The organism is Metamycoplasma buccale, from assembly GCF_046774455.1.
GTDB lineage: Bacteria > Bacillota_I > Bacilli_A > Mycoplasmatales > Metamycoplasmataceae > Metamycoplasma > Metamycoplasma buccale.
Map to the genome: position 1 here is coordinate 180,935 of NZ_CP177249.1, position 19,103 is coordinate 200,037.

General features: G+C 25.2%; 13 protein-coding genes. 8 read left to right on the top strand and 5 right to left on the bottom strand.

The window, feature by feature from the left end:
• Positions 1–8: 8 nt before the first annotated feature.
• Both thrS and trpS read right to left on the bottom strand, forming a co-directional pair.
• The gene (gene thrS, locus ACLFP3_RS00755) at positions 9–1,748 is read right to left on the bottom strand and encodes a threonine--tRNA ligase (RefSeq protein ID WP_412031694.1); all 1,740 of its coding nucleotides are present in this window, start codon (positions 1,746–1,748) and stop codon (positions 9–11) included.
• The gene (trpS, locus tag ACLFP3_RS00760; RefSeq protein WP_412031695.1) at positions 1,735–2,745 is read right to left on the bottom strand and encodes a tryptophan--tRNA ligase; all 1,011 of its coding nucleotides are present in this window, start codon (positions 2,743–2,745) and stop codon (positions 1,735–1,737) included. The genes thrS and trpS overlap by 14 nt, the downstream gene beginning before the upstream one ends.
• A 103-nt stretch (positions 2,746–2,848) precedes the next feature.
• Here trpS and ACLFP3_RS00765 point away from each other — a divergent pair, with 103 nt between their 5' ends.
• From ACLFP3_RS00765 to ACLFP3_RS00790, 6 genes are all read left to right on the top strand, one after another.
• On the top strand, positions 2,849–3,208 hold the full coding sequence (locus tag ACLFP3_RS00765; protein WP_412031696.1) for a PTS glucose transporter subunit IIB: 360 nt from the start codon (positions 2,849–2,851) through the stop codon (positions 3,206–3,208).
• Between the two features lies 1 nt (position 3,209).
• A complete protein-coding gene (locus ACLFP3_RS00770) occupies positions 3,210–6,344 on the top strand; it encodes an AAA domain-containing protein (protein WP_412031697.1) in 3,135 nt (1,044 codons plus the stop codon).
• 1 nt (position 6,345) lies between these two features.
• On the top strand, positions 6,346–7,314 hold the full coding sequence (locus tag ACLFP3_RS00775) for a hypothetical protein (protein WP_412031698.1): 969 nt from the start codon (positions 6,346–6,348) through the stop codon (positions 7,312–7,314).
• Positions 7,315–7,477: 163 nt separating this feature from the next.
• Positions 7,478–10,417, top strand: coding sequence for an AAA family ATPase (locus tag ACLFP3_RS00780; RefSeq protein ID WP_412031699.1), 2,940 nt, complete (start codon positions 7,478–7,480; stop codon positions 10,415–10,417).
• Between the two features lie 19 nt (positions 10,418–10,436).
• A complete protein-coding gene (locus ACLFP3_RS00785; protein WP_412031700.1) occupies positions 10,437–10,766 on the top strand; it encodes a hypothetical protein in 330 nt (109 codons plus the stop codon).
• 109 nt (positions 10,767–10,875) lie between these two features.
• Positions 10,876–11,241 carry a virulence protein gene (locus ACLFP3_RS00790; protein WP_412031701.1) on the top strand — a complete coding sequence of 122 codons (366 nt, stop codon included), beginning with the start codon at positions 10,876–10,878 and terminating at the stop codon, positions 11,239–11,241.
• Between the two features lie 54 nt (positions 11,242–11,295).
• Here the strand turns inward: ACLFP3_RS00790 and ACLFP3_RS00795 are convergent, their stop codons facing one another.
• Positions 11,296–12,102: a leucine-rich repeat domain-containing protein gene (locus tag ACLFP3_RS00795; RefSeq protein ID WP_412031702.1), complete on the bottom strand. Its 807-nt coding sequence runs from the start codon at positions 12,100–12,102 to the stop codon at positions 11,296–11,298.
• Between the two features lie 93 nt (positions 12,103–12,195).
• On the opposite strand from ACLFP3_RS00795, the gene uvrB reads away from it, so the two are divergent.
• Positions 12,196–14,175 carry an excinuclease ABC subunit UvrB gene (gene uvrB / locus ACLFP3_RS00800; protein WP_412031703.1) on the top strand — a complete coding sequence of 660 codons (1,980 nt, stop codon included), beginning with the start codon at positions 12,196–12,198 and terminating at the stop codon, positions 14,173–14,175.
• Between the two features lie 48 nt (positions 14,176–14,223).
• Positions 14,224–16,020 carry an endonuclease/exonuclease/phosphatase family protein gene (locus ACLFP3_RS00805; RefSeq protein ID WP_412031704.1) on the top strand — a complete coding sequence of 599 codons (1,797 nt, stop codon included), beginning with the start codon at positions 14,224–14,226 and terminating at the stop codon, positions 16,018–16,020.
• 66 nt (positions 16,021–16,086) lie between these two features.
• Here the strand turns inward: ACLFP3_RS00805 and ACLFP3_RS00810 are convergent, their stop codons facing one another.
• Complete coding sequence (locus ACLFP3_RS00810) at positions 16,087–16,530, bottom strand: hypothetical protein (RefSeq protein ID WP_412031705.1); 444 nt, start codon at positions 16,528–16,530, stop codon at positions 16,087–16,089.
• A 2-nt stretch (positions 16,531–16,532) separates the two neighbouring features.
• Positions 16,533–19,088 carry an OppA family ABC transporter substrate-binding lipoprotein gene (locus ACLFP3_RS00815; protein ID WP_412031706.1) on the bottom strand — a complete coding sequence of 852 codons (2,556 nt, stop codon included), beginning with the start codon at positions 19,086–19,088 and terminating at the stop codon, positions 16,533–16,535.
• Positions 19,089–19,103 lie beyond the last annotated feature (15 nt).

The following is a 19,103-nucleotide window of genomic DNA, read 5'->3' on the forward strand; positions in this document are numbered from 1 at the left end:
AGTTTTTTTTACTTTAAGCCCCTTTTTAAATTATTTAATTTTTCAAGAAATTTTTCTTTTGTACAAATTGTTGTTTTTTCAGATCCATATTCTCTTACGGCTAGCATTTTATTTTCTAATTCTTGCTTTCCAATAACAACTATATATTTAGTTTTTTGGAGTTGTGCCTCTCTTATTTTTTTATTTATTCTTTCATTTCTTATATCTAGATTTACATTAATGTCTAAATCTAAAAATTCATCATATAAGGTTTTACAATAATCGTTTAATTCATCGGAAATTGGGATAATAGTTACTTGTCTTGGACTTAATCAATAAGGTAAAACACCTTTGGTTTGTTCTAATAAAATGGCAATAAATCTTTCATATGTACCTATTAAACCTCTATGAATTAAAACTGGAGTTTGAATAGATTCATTTTCATCAACATATTTCATTTCAAATCTTGAAGGAAGAAGGAAATCCAATTGTAAAGTTGACATTGTAATGATTTTATTTAAAACTGTTTTCACTTGAAAATCTACTTTAGGACCATAAAAAGCAGCTTCACCAATAAATTCTTTATATTCAACATTTAATTCTTTTAAAACATCACGTAAATCATTTTCAGCTTTGTTTCACATATTATCATCATTAAAAAATTTTTCAGTATCTTTAGGGTCTCTTAAAGATAAAGAAATATGATCAATTTCAATATTAAAATCTTTTAAAGCTTTTAGAATCATTGTATAAAGATGTCTAAATTCTGATTTAATTTGATCTTTTCTAACAAAAACATGTCCTTCAGTTAAATCCATTCCTCTTACTCTTTCAAGTCCACTTAAAGCACCTGATTTTTCATAACGATATAATCTTGATTGCTCTGAATATCTAACTGGCAAATCTCTATATGAATGACGTGTAGCATTGTATAAAATGATATGATGAGGACAAGTCATTGGTCTTGCTATCAAAAGTTCATTATCCATTTCAATAGGTTTAAACATAGTGTCTTGATAATGGTTTCAATGTCCACTTATTTCATATAATTTTTTTTCACCAAAATGTGGAGTTAACACTTCAGTAAAACCAAATTTTTTATCTAATTTTAGAACATAATCACGAATGGCATTATGAATTTTCATACCATCTTCTAATCAAATAGGAAAACCTTGACCTGCTAAAGGATTTAAAGTAAAAATTCCTAATTCCTTACCAATTTTTCGGTGGTCTCTTTCTTTTCTTTCTTCTAAGATATTTAAATATTTTTCTAATTCATCCTTTGTTTCTCAACAAGTACCATAAATTCGAGTTAACATAGTATTCTTAGAATCGCCTCTTCAATAGGCACCGGCTAAAGATAATAATTTAAAATATTTAATTTCTTTAGAATTTTCAATGTGATTACCAGCACATAAATCTGTAAAAAGTACTTCCTTTGTTTTTGGATGAATAAATGAATAAAAAGTAATATTTTTTCCTTCTTTTTTGAATTGATCATATAATTCTTTTTTATATGGTTGATTATCAAATGAATAATTTTTTTCAGGAACAGATTTCATTTCATAACCTTGTTCCGCAAGCTTTTTCATTAATTTTTCAATTTTTAATAAATCCGCTTCTACAAGAGGTTTTTCAAATTCAAAGTCATAATAAAAACCTTCTTCAATCGAAGGACCAATTGCTAATTTTGTATTTGGATATAATTTTAAAATAGTAGCTGCTAAAAGATGACTAGCTGAATGATTTAATTTACTATTTGCTTTCATTATTAAGCCCGATGCCTTTCATTAATTTTGTTAGATTTTGGTTTGCAATAATTCTTGCTTTTTGAGCACCCATTTTGCTTTCTTGATCAACTTGGTTGATTGTAATTTTATATTTTGCTTGTATGTCAATTAAAAAGTTCTTTACTAAAATAGCAACTTCTTCTTTTAATTCTCCATAATTTTTATTTTTAAAATAACTTTCAGTTTTTAAGATATCTTCATTTTTTAGAACACTATGTATAGTTAATAAATTTTTGATTCCTGGTTTTTCATCTGATAAATATATTTTTCCTTCTGAATCTGTGACCGCTTTTATTATTTTTTTATAAGCTTCATTAGGATCATCTAACAAGTATATTGAAGATTTGGGGTTAATGTCGGATTTAGACATTTTTTTTGTCGGTTCAGTAAGAGACATGATTTTAGCCCCAACCTTAGGAATAAAAGGTTCTGGAGTTTTAAAATCAGTTTTATATTTATTATTTAATCTTTGAACAATATTTCTTGTTAGTTCAACATGTTGTTTTTGGTCAATTCCAACAGGAATAATATCAGCATTATATAAAAGAATATCGCCCACCATTAGTGTTGGATACATAAGCAATCCTGTAGGAATAGTTTCCATTCCATTTGAACTTCTAACTTTTTGTGATTTATCCTTGAATTGAGTCATTCTTGAAAGTTCTCCAATTGTAGTTTGTGTTAAAATAAGTCAATTCATTAAACCATGTTCCATTACATCGGATTGAAAAAAAAGAGTAGTTTTTGTTGTATCAACACCACAAGCCATAAGTAGAGCATAAATATTTTTACGATTTTCTTCTAAAACTTTAGGTTCTATTGGCAAAGTTAGAGCATGTAAATCTGCAATAAAAACATACGTATTATATTCATTTTGCAAAGCAACAATATTTTTTATAGCTCCAATATAATTAGCTAAAGTGACTTTTCCAGTAGAAGTGATTCCACTTAAAAGTGTCTTTTTATTATTTAACATTATTTAGCTCCTCGATAATTACCTTTAATATTTTAATACATTGTAATAATTAATTTAATTATAATATTATATATTAATAATAGTGTTTCAATAAGGTGTGACAATGACGTTAAAACAAAGAGTGAAATATATTTTTTTAATTCTATTTACTTTTGGATTTATTTTTTTATATTGAAGAAAATATCAACAAAAACATCCAAAAAATTACTTGAGTATAGAAAAAAAATTGAGTTTTGAATATGATGAATTAATTAAAAATTTAGGAAGTATTGAAAATATAAAAAATGTTTTTTCTACTCAAAAAGTTATTAAAATAGGTTTTTTAGACCGTAGTAAAGTGAATGTTGAAAATATAAAAAAAATGCCAGGGATTTCTGGAATAACTTTTCAGAGTAAAAGCATTTCATTAGTTATTGGTAATAGTGCAAAATATTTAGAAGAATTAATTTTAAAGGAATTATAAAATGACTGAAAATAGTAATCCAAAATATCAAACTTTAATGGCTAACCTTTTAAATATTGACACTTTTGATACTTCTCTTTATTGTTATATTGATAATGAGAAATTTTTTGACATTTTTAAAAGTTTTGGTGAAGAGACTTTTGATGAAATATATAACAATTTTAATATTAATACCATTTTGACTGAATCAGGTAATAAAGAAATTATTAAAAAAATAGAACATGTAAATAGTAAAACAGAAATCATTAGCACTTATAAAGAATTTAATAAAAGAATGGATGATAATGTTTTTAAACTATTAAACACTGATTTAAATAAGGCAAAAAAAATTCTTATTAATACATTAGAAGTAGAATTTCAAAAATCAATAATTAAGTGAAAGAAAATTTTAAATAAAGCACAAAACATTAATATTGAAACCAACATTTGGCCTTTACATATTGGATTTTTCTTTTTATCAGTAAAAACAGACAAAAAAACAATTTATGCGCCTTTATTTTTTAAAGAAGTAAATTTAGAAATTAAAGATTCTCTTGTTTATTTATCTTCTTCTTCAGATATAAGAGTTAATAGTAAATTGGTTACATTCCTTAGTCAAGAAGGATTTTCATTTAATATAAATAACTTTGATTTTGCTAATTTACCTATAAAAACAGTTTATGAATATTTTAAGAATAATTGAAATTTAATGTATGAAATGCCAGAAGACATTAAAGAAAAAATTCCTAATTTAACTCAAGACAATATTTCAAATCAAACTATTATTTTTCACCCTGGGATGGTGATTGGTTTTTATAATGTTTCCTCAGGTTACTTATGAAATCAAATGAAGAAAATAATTGAAAATAATGAATTTGAAGAAATTTTAAATCCGGACTTCAATAAAAATGCATATCGAGAAAAAATTGATCATGTTATATTTGATAATAAATTTCAATTATTTAAAATTCAAAATACAAACTTTTCTCAAGATGTCGCTACTATTTCTTCTTTATATCAAGACACAATTATTTGAGGCCCTCCAGGAACAGGAAAGAGTCAAACAATAAGTAATTTAATTGCTAATATTATTGCTCGTGGATACACCGCACTTGTAGTATCACAAAAAAAAGCAGCATTGGATGTTTTAAAGAACAGGCTTAAGAAGTTAGCTATTTTTTGTTTATTCGCTTTAAATGATAAAAATTTACGTCAAGAAACTTTTTATAAACCATTAAGAGAATTTATCTATATTGTTGAAAATTTTAGTCTTACAAATGTTGAAGAAAGTTATCAAATATTTTCTGATGAAGATAAATACTACATTGATAATTTAACTCAAATATTAAAAACAGAAAATTTAGATAATATTCTTAATTTTTATGCTGCAGTAGTTAAAGGAAAAATAACTGAAGAAACTTTTGAAAACTTAAAACTTTTAGACAAGGATTTAAGATATGAAATCAATAATAATTTTATGGATTATAAAACTCTAAAAAAACACTTGTATGAAGTTAATTATGGGAAAAAGCCACACTTATTTACTATCTATCCTAAAAAGATTAAAAATGCAGTGAATATGTTATTAGATGATTCAAATTTATTTACTATTGATATTGATGAAGCATTAAAGTATATTAATGATGTGAATTTTGAATCTATTATGAAGATTGATAATTATTACAAAAGCGTAATTAAAGAAAAAACAATCGATTTAAATAATGATGCAATATTAACAAAAATGGTTCTTAAAAAAACAGTAGAAAGAATGAATAATTTTACTGAAGATGAAAAAAGAAAATATACAGCATTTGCTATGGCAATAAGAACAGGTCATTTAAAACCTTACAAGTTTTTCCACAAGCATAAAGATATGATTAAATTATTATTTCCAATTATTGTAACTACTCCTGAATTGGATTTATCTATGTGAACTAAGGGCGAGTTTGACTATGCAATATTGGACGAATCTAGTCAAATATTTATAGAAAAAGGTATACCAATTTTATATTTAGCTAAAAGAAAAATTTTAGCAGGAGATAATAAACAAATGCAACCTACACGTTGATTTTCAGTTTCTTATACATTTGATGATGAAGATGATTTTGGCAATATTGAATCGCTTTTAGATTATGCTACTGCAAGAGGAGTATATTCAATACTATTGGATAAAAACTATCGTTCTAAGCAAGCTTCATTAATGACGTTTAGTTCTAAACATTTTTATGAATCTAAACTAGATGTTATTGACGATTATAATGTTTCTTTAAATAATGATAAAGCAATAGAAGTCATTCAAACAGGTGGTACTTGAGATAATAGTATGAATGAAGCAGAGGGCAAAGAAGTACTATCATTAGCAAAGGATAACTTATCAAAATACAAAAAAATTATTATTTTAGTATTTAATGCAAAACAACAAGAATATCTATTAAATAAGATTTTCAACGAGGAACCTGAACTCGAAGAAGCGTTAAATAGCGAACAAATTTCTTTAAAAAATATTGAAAATATTCAAGGTGATGAAGCAGATCTTATTATCATGTCAGTTGTTTATGATCATAAAACTTCTTTACACGGAACTTATGTAGCAAGAAATGGTGGTAAAAACGCCTTGAATGTTGCAATTTCTAGAGCTAAAGAAAAAATTATTGTGGTTAAATCTATTTATGCAGACGATGTAGAAATTAATGAGAGATCAACTTCCGATATGATTTTATTTAGAGAATGATTAAAATTTTTGGATTTATCATTACTAGATCAAAAAAATTACTTAGATAAACACGATAGTAATTTAGATGAAACAAAAACAATTTCTATTTCTTTAGATCCAAGCTTCAAATATAAAGTTATAAGCGAATTTCAAAATTTAGTTATTGATTCAGATTTGTTTGAATTTAAAATCGATTACTCTATTGGAACCAAAGCAATTGATATTGTTTTAATTAATAAACAAACTAATAGAATTATTTCTGGTTATATTATTGATAATTATTCATATCAAGACAAATATAAAGAATATTTGAAATTTAAAGACAATATAAAATTCCTAAGAGCAAAAAATTACCCAATTACTATTATTTCAAAACTTGATTGACCAATTAATAAAAAAACTATACTAGACGATATTAAAATAAAAGTAGCAAAAGTTGAATAAAATGAAAAATAAGAAAAAATCAAAAATTTTTATTGATACACAGAAATCTAAAGATGATATTGAAAAAGAATTTAGAGAAGAAAACTCTTTATTGGAAGATGAATTTAAATATAAAACAATGGGCGAACGTAGTGAAAAACGAAAGAAAATTAAAAATATTTTATTTCTAAGCCTTTCAGGAATTGCCATTGTTACAGTTTTATCAGTTGTTTTAACATTAAAATCCCCAGTTAATAACATTGTTAAATATAAAAAACCGAATTATGTATTAGAACAAAACATTAGTAAATATGCTACATGAGATAAAAATTATAAAAGTGATTTAACTGCTGAAGAAGTTGCTAAAAAAATGGCTATTGATTCTTCTTTAAATAATGAAATTTTAAAAGCAATGAATTTTAAAATAATTGGCAATTGAAAAGTACAAATAAAAAACATGATTGTTAATGGTTTTGAAAACGGTTATAATTCACTATTTTTTGATATTTATTTAGAAAATCCAAATAATAAAAATGATTATCTCGTTTTAAGAAAAATTAAATTACTAACAAAAGAAGATCCATCATTAAAAAAATTACTACCAGAAGAAAAGTCAGATTTTTTTTCTAATAAATTAAGCTTAATATATAAATCTAAAACTGTTAATAATGATGAAAAAATTAAAGAAATTCAAAACAAAATTAAAGAAATAAATAATGAAGAAAATTTAGATAAACGTTCAGAAATGTTTAATAAATTTTTTACTTTAAATGTTGATACATATTATGATTTTTATCCTTTATATTTGACTAGTAAATTAACTTACAATGAAAAAACAAATGAAATAAGTTTTACTTATCGAGTTATTTATTTAATTCAAAATTATGTGAAAGTAAAAGGTAGAAAATATATTTATGGTATTTATGCTTCAAACGAAAAAGAATATACTTTAAATAAAAAAATTGGTTTAAGTACTATTGAAAATAAATAAAAAATTAAAGATAAATTCTCTAACTAAAAATAAAGAGAGTTTATTTTTTATTTTAAGCAACTAGTAAATCTAAAAAATAACTTTATTAAAAGCAATTAAATAAATTATAATTATTTAAATAATTTAAAATAAAAACCTTTGTTTTAAGTCTGAAAGGAAATAAATGAAATTAATTCAAGTAGAAGCACATGGTTTTAAATCATTTGCTGATAAAGTTACCTTGAAATTTGATGGTGGTATTGTTGCTATTATAGGCCCTAATGGTTCAGGAAAATCTAATATCAACGATGCAATTAGATGAGTTTTAGGTGAAACTAGTTCTAAAGCTTTGCGTGGCGATAATATGGAAGATGTTATTTTTGCCGGTTCTAAGACCGAAAAAGAAATGAATCGAGCAGAAGTAATCCTTACTTTTGATAATAAAGATCGTGCAGTGTCAATTCCTCATGATGTTTTTACCATCTCAAGAGTTTTGTATCGTGGCAAAGGACAAAATGAATATTATATCAATGGTGAATTAGCTAGACAGAGAGATATTAAAGAAATTGCTATGGAAAGTGGAATTTCTAAATCAAGTTTAGCAATTATTGGTCAAGGTACAATTAGTGATATTGCTGAAGCTACTCCGGAAAGAAGACGAGAAATTTTTGAAGAAGCATCTGGTACTTCAATGTATCGTGCTAGAAAAATAGAGGCACAAAGAAAACTAGAAAGAACTCAAGAAGCATTAGATCAAATAACAGTTGTTGTCCAAGAATTAGAAAAACAATTAAAGCCATTACAAAGGCAAGCAGAAAAAGCTAAGATTTATAAAGAAAAAACTGAACAACTAAAAGATATAGAAGTTGCATTGTTAGTCCACGATTTTATTCATTTTTCTGAACGATTAACTGTATTAGAAAATGAAGCAAGAGATTTTAATTTTGTAAAAGAAGATTTAGATTCTAAACTTACTTCATATACAACAACAATTGCTCAAAAAGCTCAAATTATTAATGATCTTGAAAAAATAATTGATTCTCTTACAAAAGAACTTGCTGAAGTAAGCGACAACATTAATAATTTAGAAATAAGAAGTGCTAAAGAAAATAAACACCGAGAAATGATTTTAAGTGGTGAACTTAAAGTATCAATGGCAGACCAAGCCAAAACTTTGAAAGAAACTTTAGGTGACCTTAACGATAAGATAACTTCTTATAAAAAATTTATTGCTGATAAAACCGTCGAAATTAATGCCTTATTTGAGAAAACAACTAAAAGAAGTTCTGAATTAAATGAAACAAGAAGACTTTTAAACATTGAAAAGGAAAAATATAATAAAGCTAAAAGCAAAATCGAAGTTATTAAAGAAGTTAGAGATAATAAAGCTTCTTTAACTAGAGGAACAAAAAATATAATTGAAAATTCTCACTTATTTAGAGGATTTAAAGCTTTAGTAAGTGAACTTATTAAAGTTGATAAACAATTTGCTATTGCTATTGAAACAATTTTAGCAAATGCTACACAACATATTGTTGTAGACACTAGTGAGACCGCTGTACAAGCTATTGAATTTTTAAAACAAAACAATGGTGGCCGCGCTACTTTTATTCCTTTAAGTGCAATTAAACCTAAATATGTTAATGAACAACATTTAGTAGTAGCACAAACTCAAAAAGGTTTTTTAGGAGTTGCAAGTAAATTAGTTGAAGTCGATAAAGAATTTGAAGTTTTAAAAGAATTTTTATTAGGAAATATTTTAATAACTGATAATGTTGAAAGCGCCAATAAATTAGCAAAACTATTAGAACACCGTTACATGGTTGTTAGTTTAGACGGAGATATTATTAGAGTTGGTGGGGTCATGTCCGGGGGACAAGCTAACCAAAATATTTCTGTTTTTGGTGTTGAAGAAAATATTAAACAATTAGAAGAATTACTTCCTACTTTAGAAAAAAATATTAATATTCTTGCTGAAAAAATTAGCAAAATTGAATATGAACAACAAGCCGATGCAGCATTAAGTACAAATATTTCACTTGAAAAAGTAAATTATGAAAACAAATTAAACGAATTAACTGAAAAATTTGATGAATTAAAACTTAAATACAATCAAGTTTCTAATGAAGCATTGGAATTAGAGGAAAATATAGACTTTGCTTCTTCTATTAGTGCCTTAATGATTAAAAAAAGTGATCTTTCTGCCACTTTAAAAGCCCAAAATGAAATTTTAAAATCATCAAAAGATGAATTTTATCAATTAAACTTAAAGAAAAACGAAGCAGACGTAGCATTAAAAGAATTATTAACTGAAAATTCTTCAAAAATTGCAGAAAAAGCAAGAGCAGAAGCAACTATTGAAAATGCCAAAAGAAGACTTTCTGAACAATATGGAATGTTATTTGAAACAGCTAAAGAATTTTATAACCCTGATATAGATTTCACTGTAGCAAGAAAATTAGTAGAAAATTTACGTTTAGATATTAGAGAATTAGGACATGTTAACATTGATGCTATTGAGCAATTAGCCGAAATTGAAGGTAGATACAATAATACTAAAGCAGAAGAAACAGAAATTGCTGATGCTAAAAGAATCATAGAAGAAGCAATTGATGAAATGGATAAAATTATCGTTCAAAGAATTTCGCAAACTGTAGACTTAGTAAATGCCGAGTTTAAATTCGTATTTGCTAAAATGTTTGGTGGCGGAATGGCTGAAATTAGATACACCGACCCTGATAATTTATTAGAATCAGGAATAGATGTTATTGCTCAACCTCCTGGAAAATCGGTTAAAAATTTAAAATTATTTTCAGGTGGTGAAAAAGCTCTTATTGCAATTTCATTGTTGTTTTCAATTTTAAAAGCAAAACCATTACCGTTATGTATTTTAGATGAAGTTGAAGCCGCTCTTGATGAAGCTAATGTTATTAGATTTGCAGAGTTTTTACAAAGTTTAAAGGCCGATACTCAATTTATGGTTATTACTCACCGTCAAGGAACAATGGAGAGAGTAGATAAACTTTATGGCGCAACTATGCAAAAACGTGGTGTAACAACTTTCTTTAGTGTAAACTTATTAGAAGCTAAAAATCTTGTTGATGAAGAAGGAAATGCTAAATAAAAAAGGAGATTTAAAATATATGAAGAAAAACGCAAAAATTATTTTAAGTTTTGGAGCAATAATTCCAGTTGCTACTATTACAATGGCAATGGCATCATGTGAGCAACAAGATAAAAGAAAATATAATAAAGCTATTAATAATCTAAAAACTGCTTATGAAAAATTAGAAAAAAAAGGTACAAAAATTAATTTTGATAATGCTAAAAAAGCCTATGATAAAGAGTTAGAAGATTCCTTGACTGCAGCAGGAACTGATAAATCAAAAAGAAAACAAGCTTATAAATTAGTAATTGATAAAATTTGAAAAGAAATAGCTCAAATTAACGCTACATTAGCAGGGGTCGAATAAAAATATTAAAAACTCATAGCAAGGGCTATGGGTTTTTAATAAATTTTAATGCTATAATCATATATAGTGTTTTTAAAATTTCAAATTAAATAATTATAAGGAGTTAATTATGTATGGACTTGTTTTTTATCTTAATAAAGCAATATTAAAGGAAAGTTATGGTGAAAATAATAATCACCACGACGCTTATGAAGAAGTACGTGACATTTTAAGACATTATGGATTTCATTGACTTTCAAATAGTTTTTATTTTTCACGTTCTATTAATAATTTAGTACAAATTTTTCAAGCAGTTAAACATCTTAAAGATATTCCATGATTTGTAAAGTCTTTAGTAAGTTTACATGTTTTTAAGATGGAAGATATTTCAGATTTTACTGAATATTTGAAAGCAAGCAAATCAAAATTAACTATTGATGAAGAAGAAACAGAAGATGAAATTGAGAGTGGAAAAACCAAAAACATTAAAAGATAATAAACCATATAACTTTTAAAAAAATAAAAGCCACAAATTAATGTGGCTTTTATTTTAATCGTTAATTTCAAAACTATGATTTGAATCTTTTTTCAATTCTTCTTTTAATTTAGCTTTTAAATTATTATTTTTGATTGTTATTTTAACTTTTTTATCTTTATTACCATCAACAAAGTCAATTAATACTTCTTCTACACTATCTGGTAATGTAAGAGTAGTAAATTCATTATTAGCTAAAGCACCTGATAAGATTTTTTTAACATTCTTAAAATCAAAAGATTTTAGTTTATTATTTGAGAATACTCCTGCTGATAACTCTTTTATTGAAGAACCTAAAGTAACAGATTCTAATTTATTAAATGCAAATGCTTGATTTTGAACTTCTTCTACACTATCTGGTAATGTAACGTTTTTAATAGAATTGTCAAAAAATGCTCTTTCATCTATTTTTTTAAGGTTATTACCACGAAATTCTATTTCCTCTAAATCTAAACCTTCAAAAGCACCTTTTCCAATATATCTTAATGAGTTAGGTAGAATAACTTTTTTGATTTTTAAATTAGGTTTATTATCTTTGTCATAAAGTCTATATAAATTATTTTTACTTTTATCTGAAGCAACAATTGACCCAATTGTATATTTAGAAAAAGAACCACTTGGAATATGAGTAATATATTGATTTGATAAATCTAATGTTTGGGTTTTTTCATCATATAATTTGTTTGTTTTTTTTATATATTCTGTTGCAAAGGTGTTAGTTTTTTCACCACCACAACTACATGAAAAAGTAAGAGATGCTAAAGCAATAGGTGTACCTATTGCTAATGAACTTATTAAAAGAATACGTTTATTTTTTTTCATAGTAAGTATTTTACCATAATTATATGAATGTAAGGCAAGTATAAAAAACTTTAATTTTTTAAATTTATTCATTAAGCAAATAAAATTATTAATATGGAAAAATTTATATTAAATAGTCCTTTTAAACCATCAGGAGATCAGCCTGAAGCAATCAATTCTTTAGTAGAAGGTGTTAATGAGAAAAAAGAACATCAAGTTTTGCTAGGTGTTACAGGTTCAGGTAAAACTTTTACTGTAGCTAATGTTATTGAAAAATTAAACCGCCCTGCTTTAATTATTAGTCATAATAAAACTTTGGCAAGTCAACTTTTTAGTGAATTAAAAGAATTTTTTCCTAATAATAGAGTTGAATATTTTGTTTCATATTTTGATTATTATAAACCTGAAGCATATATTCCAAAAAGTGATTTATACATTGAAAAAACTAGTAAAAATAATAAAAAATTAGAAGCAATGAGAATGTCAGCAATTAATGCCTTAAGTATAAGACATGATACCATTGTTGTAGCAAGTGTAGCTGCTATTTATGGCGAATATAATCCCGTTGAATATCGAGCAAATTTTTTTCCTATCGAAGTAGGAATGAATATTGATAGAAAAGATTTACTAATTAAATTAACACAAATTGGTTATTCAAGAAATAAAATAGAATTAAATCGAGGAGAATTTGATGCAAAAGGTGATGTTATAGAAATAGCTCCAGGTTATACAAATGATTACAATATTCGCATTGAAACTTTTGATAAACAAATAGAAAGCATTTTCCAAATTGACCCATTAACAAAGGAGATTTTGGAAAATAAAAAATCACTAACTATCTTTCCGGCAACAACTTATACAGTTAAGCAAGATCATATGAAAAATATTATTGAGGGAATTAAAATTGAACTTGAAGAACGAATTGAATATTTTAAGAAAGAAAATAAACTTTTAGAAGCACAAAGAATAAAAGATAGAACGTTGAATGATATTGATTCAATTGAAGAGTTTGGATATACTAATGGTATTGAAAATTATGCAAGATATATTGATGGTAGAGAACCGGGACAAAGACCTTACACCATCTTTGATTATTTACCTGATGATGCTGTTATTTTTATAGATGAAAGTCATTTAATGATTCCACAATTGAATGGAATGTATAATGGCGATAGAGCTAGAAAAGTTTCTCTTGTAGATTATGGTTTTAGATTGCCATCCGCCTTAGATAATCGACCTCTTAGATTTCAAGAATTTGAGAAATTTCATTTTCCAAAAATTTATTTATCTGCTACTCCTGGAGATTATGAATTAGATAAAACTTATGGAGAAGTAGTAACACAATATATAAGGCCTACAGGTTTACTTGATCCAATTATCGAAATAAGAACAAAACGTAATCAAATTGAAGATATATTTGATGCAATTAAAAATCAAATATCTAAAAATGAAAGAACACTTATTTTAACTACTACTAAGAAAAATGCTGAAGAACTCTCATTATATTTTCAAGAAAAGAAAATCAAATGTGCATATATCCATGATAAATTTAAAATTTTTGAACGTAATGAAATTTTAAAGGGCTTGCGAATGGGAAAATTCGATGTAGTTATTGGTATTAATTTATTGCGTGAAGGTATTGATTTACCAGAAGTTAGTTTAATTTGTGTTTTAAATGCGGATTCCCCTGGATTAATGAGAGACACTAGAAGTTTAATTCAAATAGTAGGTAGAGCTTCAAGAAATGATCATGGAAAAGTTATTTTTTATGCCGATGAAATTACCACTAGTATGCAAGAAGCAATGGATGACAACAAAAGAAAAAGAACATTGCAAGAAGAATACAATCTTAAAAATAAGATTACTCCTAAAACTATTATAAAACCAATTGCACCTCCGATTGAAGGTAGTATTTTATATTCAGATCCTTCTACATGAAATAGATCTGAAGAATTAACAAGCGTAAAGCATAATAAGAAATTTGTTAATTCTTTGATTTACAAAATGAAACAAGCAGCTAAAGATAAAAAGTTTGAGGAAGCTATCGAAATTAGAGATTATTTATTAGAAATCGGTGTTAATTTAGATGAATAAATTTTTAATTTTTAAAATTACATAACATATGAATGGTATGATTAATTCATGAAGAAGAGAGATTATTTATGAATGTTAAGTTTAGCTCCAATAGTAGCAGCACCAACTGCTATTATTAGTTGTGAAAACCTTATTGGGGAAACCCAAGCAAATTTGAATTGAATTGCCGAAAATGAAATATCAAACAATGTTGATACTTCAAAAACCATTTATGACTTCAATACATTTGAAGACCTAAATATGAAATTTCCCACTAATGTAGAATTAGAAAGCTTTAGATTTTTAAAAGTTAATAATACTACATTAAAGTTTGCTTTTAAAATTAGATATAAGAAAAACAAAAATATTATTTCCAAAGAAATAGTATGAACTTTTAAAAATTTAAGAAAACCTTTAAAAAGTGATATTCATAACGCTGTTAAGTCAGTTAGATTGCTTTTAAAAAATAAAGACGCAAATGTCTTAAATATTAAAAATGGTGATATAGGAGCAAATTGATTTGATAGTTCTTTGTTTAAATTTCAAGTAAATAAAGTTGAAGCCAAATCATTATCAACTGTTAATGTTACCTATCAATTAGTTTCTACTACTGATGAAAATTTAAAATCAAAAGAAGTCACTAAAGAACTTAAAATAAAAAATATTCCAAGTGATATTCAAGAACAAAGTAAAAAATTAGAAGTTTCCGTTCACAATAAACAAGCCAAAAATATAGATAAATTAACTAGAGATGATTTTATTTGAAAAAATCTTGATACTGAAAAATTTAATTTAAACTTTAGTTTTGAAAAACTTTCTAATCATAAAGTAAAAGTTAATGCAAAAATATATTACAAAGATAAATCACATTTATTTTTAGAAACATCATACGTAATTGATGGATTTGGAACTAACAAAGAAGAATTTCCAGATCAAGATTCGAAAAAAAGAAAAGTTCTTTGAGGTCATTGAAATATTTTAAATGCTTCAAGTAATGGGAGACAAGAAAACAAACTAAAATTAATAGCTTCAATAATAAAAGCAAAGGCATATGACTTAATTGGATTAACTGAAGTTAAAGATGAAAATGTAGCAAAAAAATTAGTTGAACATCTTAACAAATTTTATGGAAAAAAAGTCTTTTCATATTTAACATCACAAAAATTAAAGGGTTCTTATGCAGGACCAAAGCAAGCAGAATATGTTAGTGTTCTTTATCGCCATGACAGATTAAAACCTGCAGAATTTGATAATAAAAAAATTGGTTATCAATATACTGAAAAATTTAGCAATGAATATCGCAGCGATGTTGAATATGTAAGACCACCTTATGGTGTTAAGTTTAATTGAATAGGAACCGGAAGGCAAGAAAGTTTTACTTTTGTGTTTGATCATTTTGATAGCCCAGGAAAAGGAAGATCAGATAAACATCAAGTTCAAGGTATAGGCGATCAAGAATTATCAGAAGCATTACAAATTGCTAAAGTTTTACAAAAATTTGACGAAATGGATGGACCACAAAGTAATGTATTCTTTTCAGGAGACACAAATATAAAACGCGGAAAAGCAGACTTTGCTTTTAAAACACTTAAAGAATATGGTTATAAAATGGCACTAGAAGATACTGAAGAAAATGCTAGTTCATTAAGTAACACTAAGGGTAAATATGCAAACCCATATGATAAAATAATTTATAAAACAGAATTAACATTAAATCAAGCATTTGTATATAAACTTTGAGATGTTGATAAAGACGATTCATTAAAACCAAACTTTTATGAAAGTGGATTTAATTCAAATGATGCTTCAAAAATAAGATCTAGATTATCAGATCATTGTCCTGTTGGTGCAACAATTGATTTTTAAAATATAAAAAATAGTAGATTTAAGATAAACCTACTTTGAAAATTCAAGTTAGTTAAACTTGGATTTTTATTTTTCTAGTTTAATTTTTCCTTCAGCTTCATTAGGATAACTTTCACAACCAACATGTCAATTTAACACTGGCAATTTAGTGTCTTTATCTTGAGTAAATCAAATTCTTAGTGTATGTCCTGATTCAATATCATTAATATTAACAAAATCAAGATTTATATATTTTGAAAGTTCCTTATCAGTTTTTAAATTATTAGCAAATGTTCTAGGATCTGTTTCGTATTTTTTATAAGTATTATTTATTAATTCAAACAATTTTTCATTTGTTAATTTTTTACCAGCTTCTGTTATTTCAAATTTAAATCCATTTTCAATAGTTTGAATTTGTGTTGTGGTTAATTTTTTTTGACTTCCTGGTACTTTAATACAAGAAACAACAGTAATTGGAGTAATAATAACTGGAGTAATAATTCCTAATAATGTAAAAATATTTTTTTTCATATTTACCTCGTTACCTTTCTATTTATTAAAATATCTTGTAAATAATTTAATCCATCATATGCTATCGGTTTCTCAATAAATTTTTGATATAAAACTTTAGAAAAATTAATTAATGACGCTTTATTTTCAAGCGATATTGTATAGGACACTAAATTATTTATTTCATTTATTAATTGAATTACATCTTTTGTTTTTAAAGAGTTTAATATTTCAATTAATCCTTTTTTTAAGTTTGCGATGTTTTGATTATAACTTGATAAATTATTAATATTTTTAACTTGTATTTTATTTAAAAAGTCAATATCAGTAGGATATTTATTTTTATATTCTTTGATAATATTTCCAAGTTGTTGATATACATTTGTTCCTATAGTGTATTTAGATAAACTATTTAAAATGAATAATAATTCTAAATTATTACTAAAGATCATTTCTTTAATAAATTCGCTAGTGTCACTTTTATTTAAAATAAATTTATTTTCTTTATAAATGGATTTATTTTTAGTGAAATATTCAAAGTATTTATCATAATCATCTACTAGTTCTGTTTTAGGTTCCAATTTTTCGTGAATATTTTTGAATTCCTGCTTTATTTTAGATAAAATTTGCAATTGAGATTTAGTTAAATTAAATGCCAAAATTGGTATAACTCACTCAATTTTTTCACTGTTAGGATTTTTTAAATAATAATCATCAATTATTTTTTTTAATTCGTTTTTAATTAATTCAAAATCAACACTTCTTAATTGTAAATCACTATTAGTTATTGAAGAAGAGTTTTGATTATGCAATTTATTATCATATTGAGTAGTTGTATTAATTTGTTCAATTTTATCATTTTTATTTTGAAGAATTATTTGCTTATTAATATTTGCTTGAGCGTCTTTTAAGTTGGTGTAATTAGTGTCATCTTGATTATTAGAAATAACATTTAAATCTGTAGGTGCTTGAGACATTCAAACATCATAGTTACCATTAGCTAAACCTAAACCATATGGATTAATAATATTGTTTATTAAACTTTGGAAAGTCATAATTTCAGAATTAATCATTTCATTTAGATTGCTATTACCAGTTTTAAGTTCTTCAATGCTTTTTCCATAATAAAGCTTTGCAAAATTATTATTGAAATAAAAATTATTAGCATAAGGAAAATGATTATTTATTATAGAAGTATGTGATTTGTATTTTTCAAACATTCTTGAATAATTAAGATTATATTTACTAAATTTACTTAAAATTTCTTCTTTTTGGTTTTGATTCAGTTTGTCAATTTCCAAGTTAGAAATAATATTTTGTTTGAAAGCATTTAACATTTGCACATTGAAAGTATCATTATTGATTGGGATAGGATTATAACGATATACAATTTCATTTAAATGTGGTTTATTTTGTCATTCACTTAATGGCGAAGTGTATTCTTTATTTCTATACAAAATAGTTTCATTGTTATTATTTTTAGCAATATAGTAATACGAAGAATAAAGACGATCTTTATAATTTCTACCATATTCATAAAATCAATTTATTGTTTTATCTGTAAATAAATTAGTTGTATTATATTTTTCAAATAAATATTGACTTGGCATGCCATCAAAATAATTAGAATATAAAAAAGCATTTTTAAAAAATTCAACAAAATCAACATATTTATCATTTAATGATTCTATTGATAATGAATTAACATCTTTTTTTAAATTATCTATATCAAGCAGTTTGTTCGCATTAACGTTATAAGATTCTAATCATGAAACAATGTCCGGGCCATTGAAATAAGGATTATTCTTATCATATTGTTTTTCTTCTAATTCCATAGCTTTAGTCATATTATTTTTTTTGTAATATTCATCTCTAAACTTTTTATTTTGAAAAGCACTTTTAATAATTCCTAATAAAAAATCTCTTGCATTAGTTTTATATTTAGTTTTTTTGCCTTGATAGTCAACTCATTTATTTTCGAAACTATAGTAACTATCGGAAAAATTCATCTCTATTTTTTTAGTTTTTCTAAGATTTCTTAAAAAACTAGGATGATTAATTGAATTTTCCTTTCCTGATGGAACAAATAAATAAGGTTTAGTAAAACCTTGACCTTTATCTTTTTTAGGATAATAAGTATCTGGATCAGGCGTTAGTGATTCTTGATAACTAACTTGTTTAACTTTGTCACTATTATAAGTTACTGATTCTTCTTTTTCTTCATTTTTTTTGTTTTTAACTAGTGAATGAAGTGTCAATTTTTGAACATATTCGAATTTATAACGAAGTTCTGTTGGTTTTAGAACAATATTGTCTCTAAAATCAATGGTGGGTTGATTTTCTGAAGATATTCTAAATAGTTTACTTCCTGTCGCTAAATTTATATCTTTTAAATCATTATCATAAGAATTAGAATAAGCGTATGAAAAATCGCCTGCCTTATTGGCATAATTTTTTTGCATAACAAAATTGTCATGATATGCATTAAAATCATTTCTATTACATGCTATTGCAATAACGGGCATTAAACTTAATATTGGTAGTATAGTAAAAGTAGCAATTTTATTTTTATATTTCATTTCCATTCCCTCCCT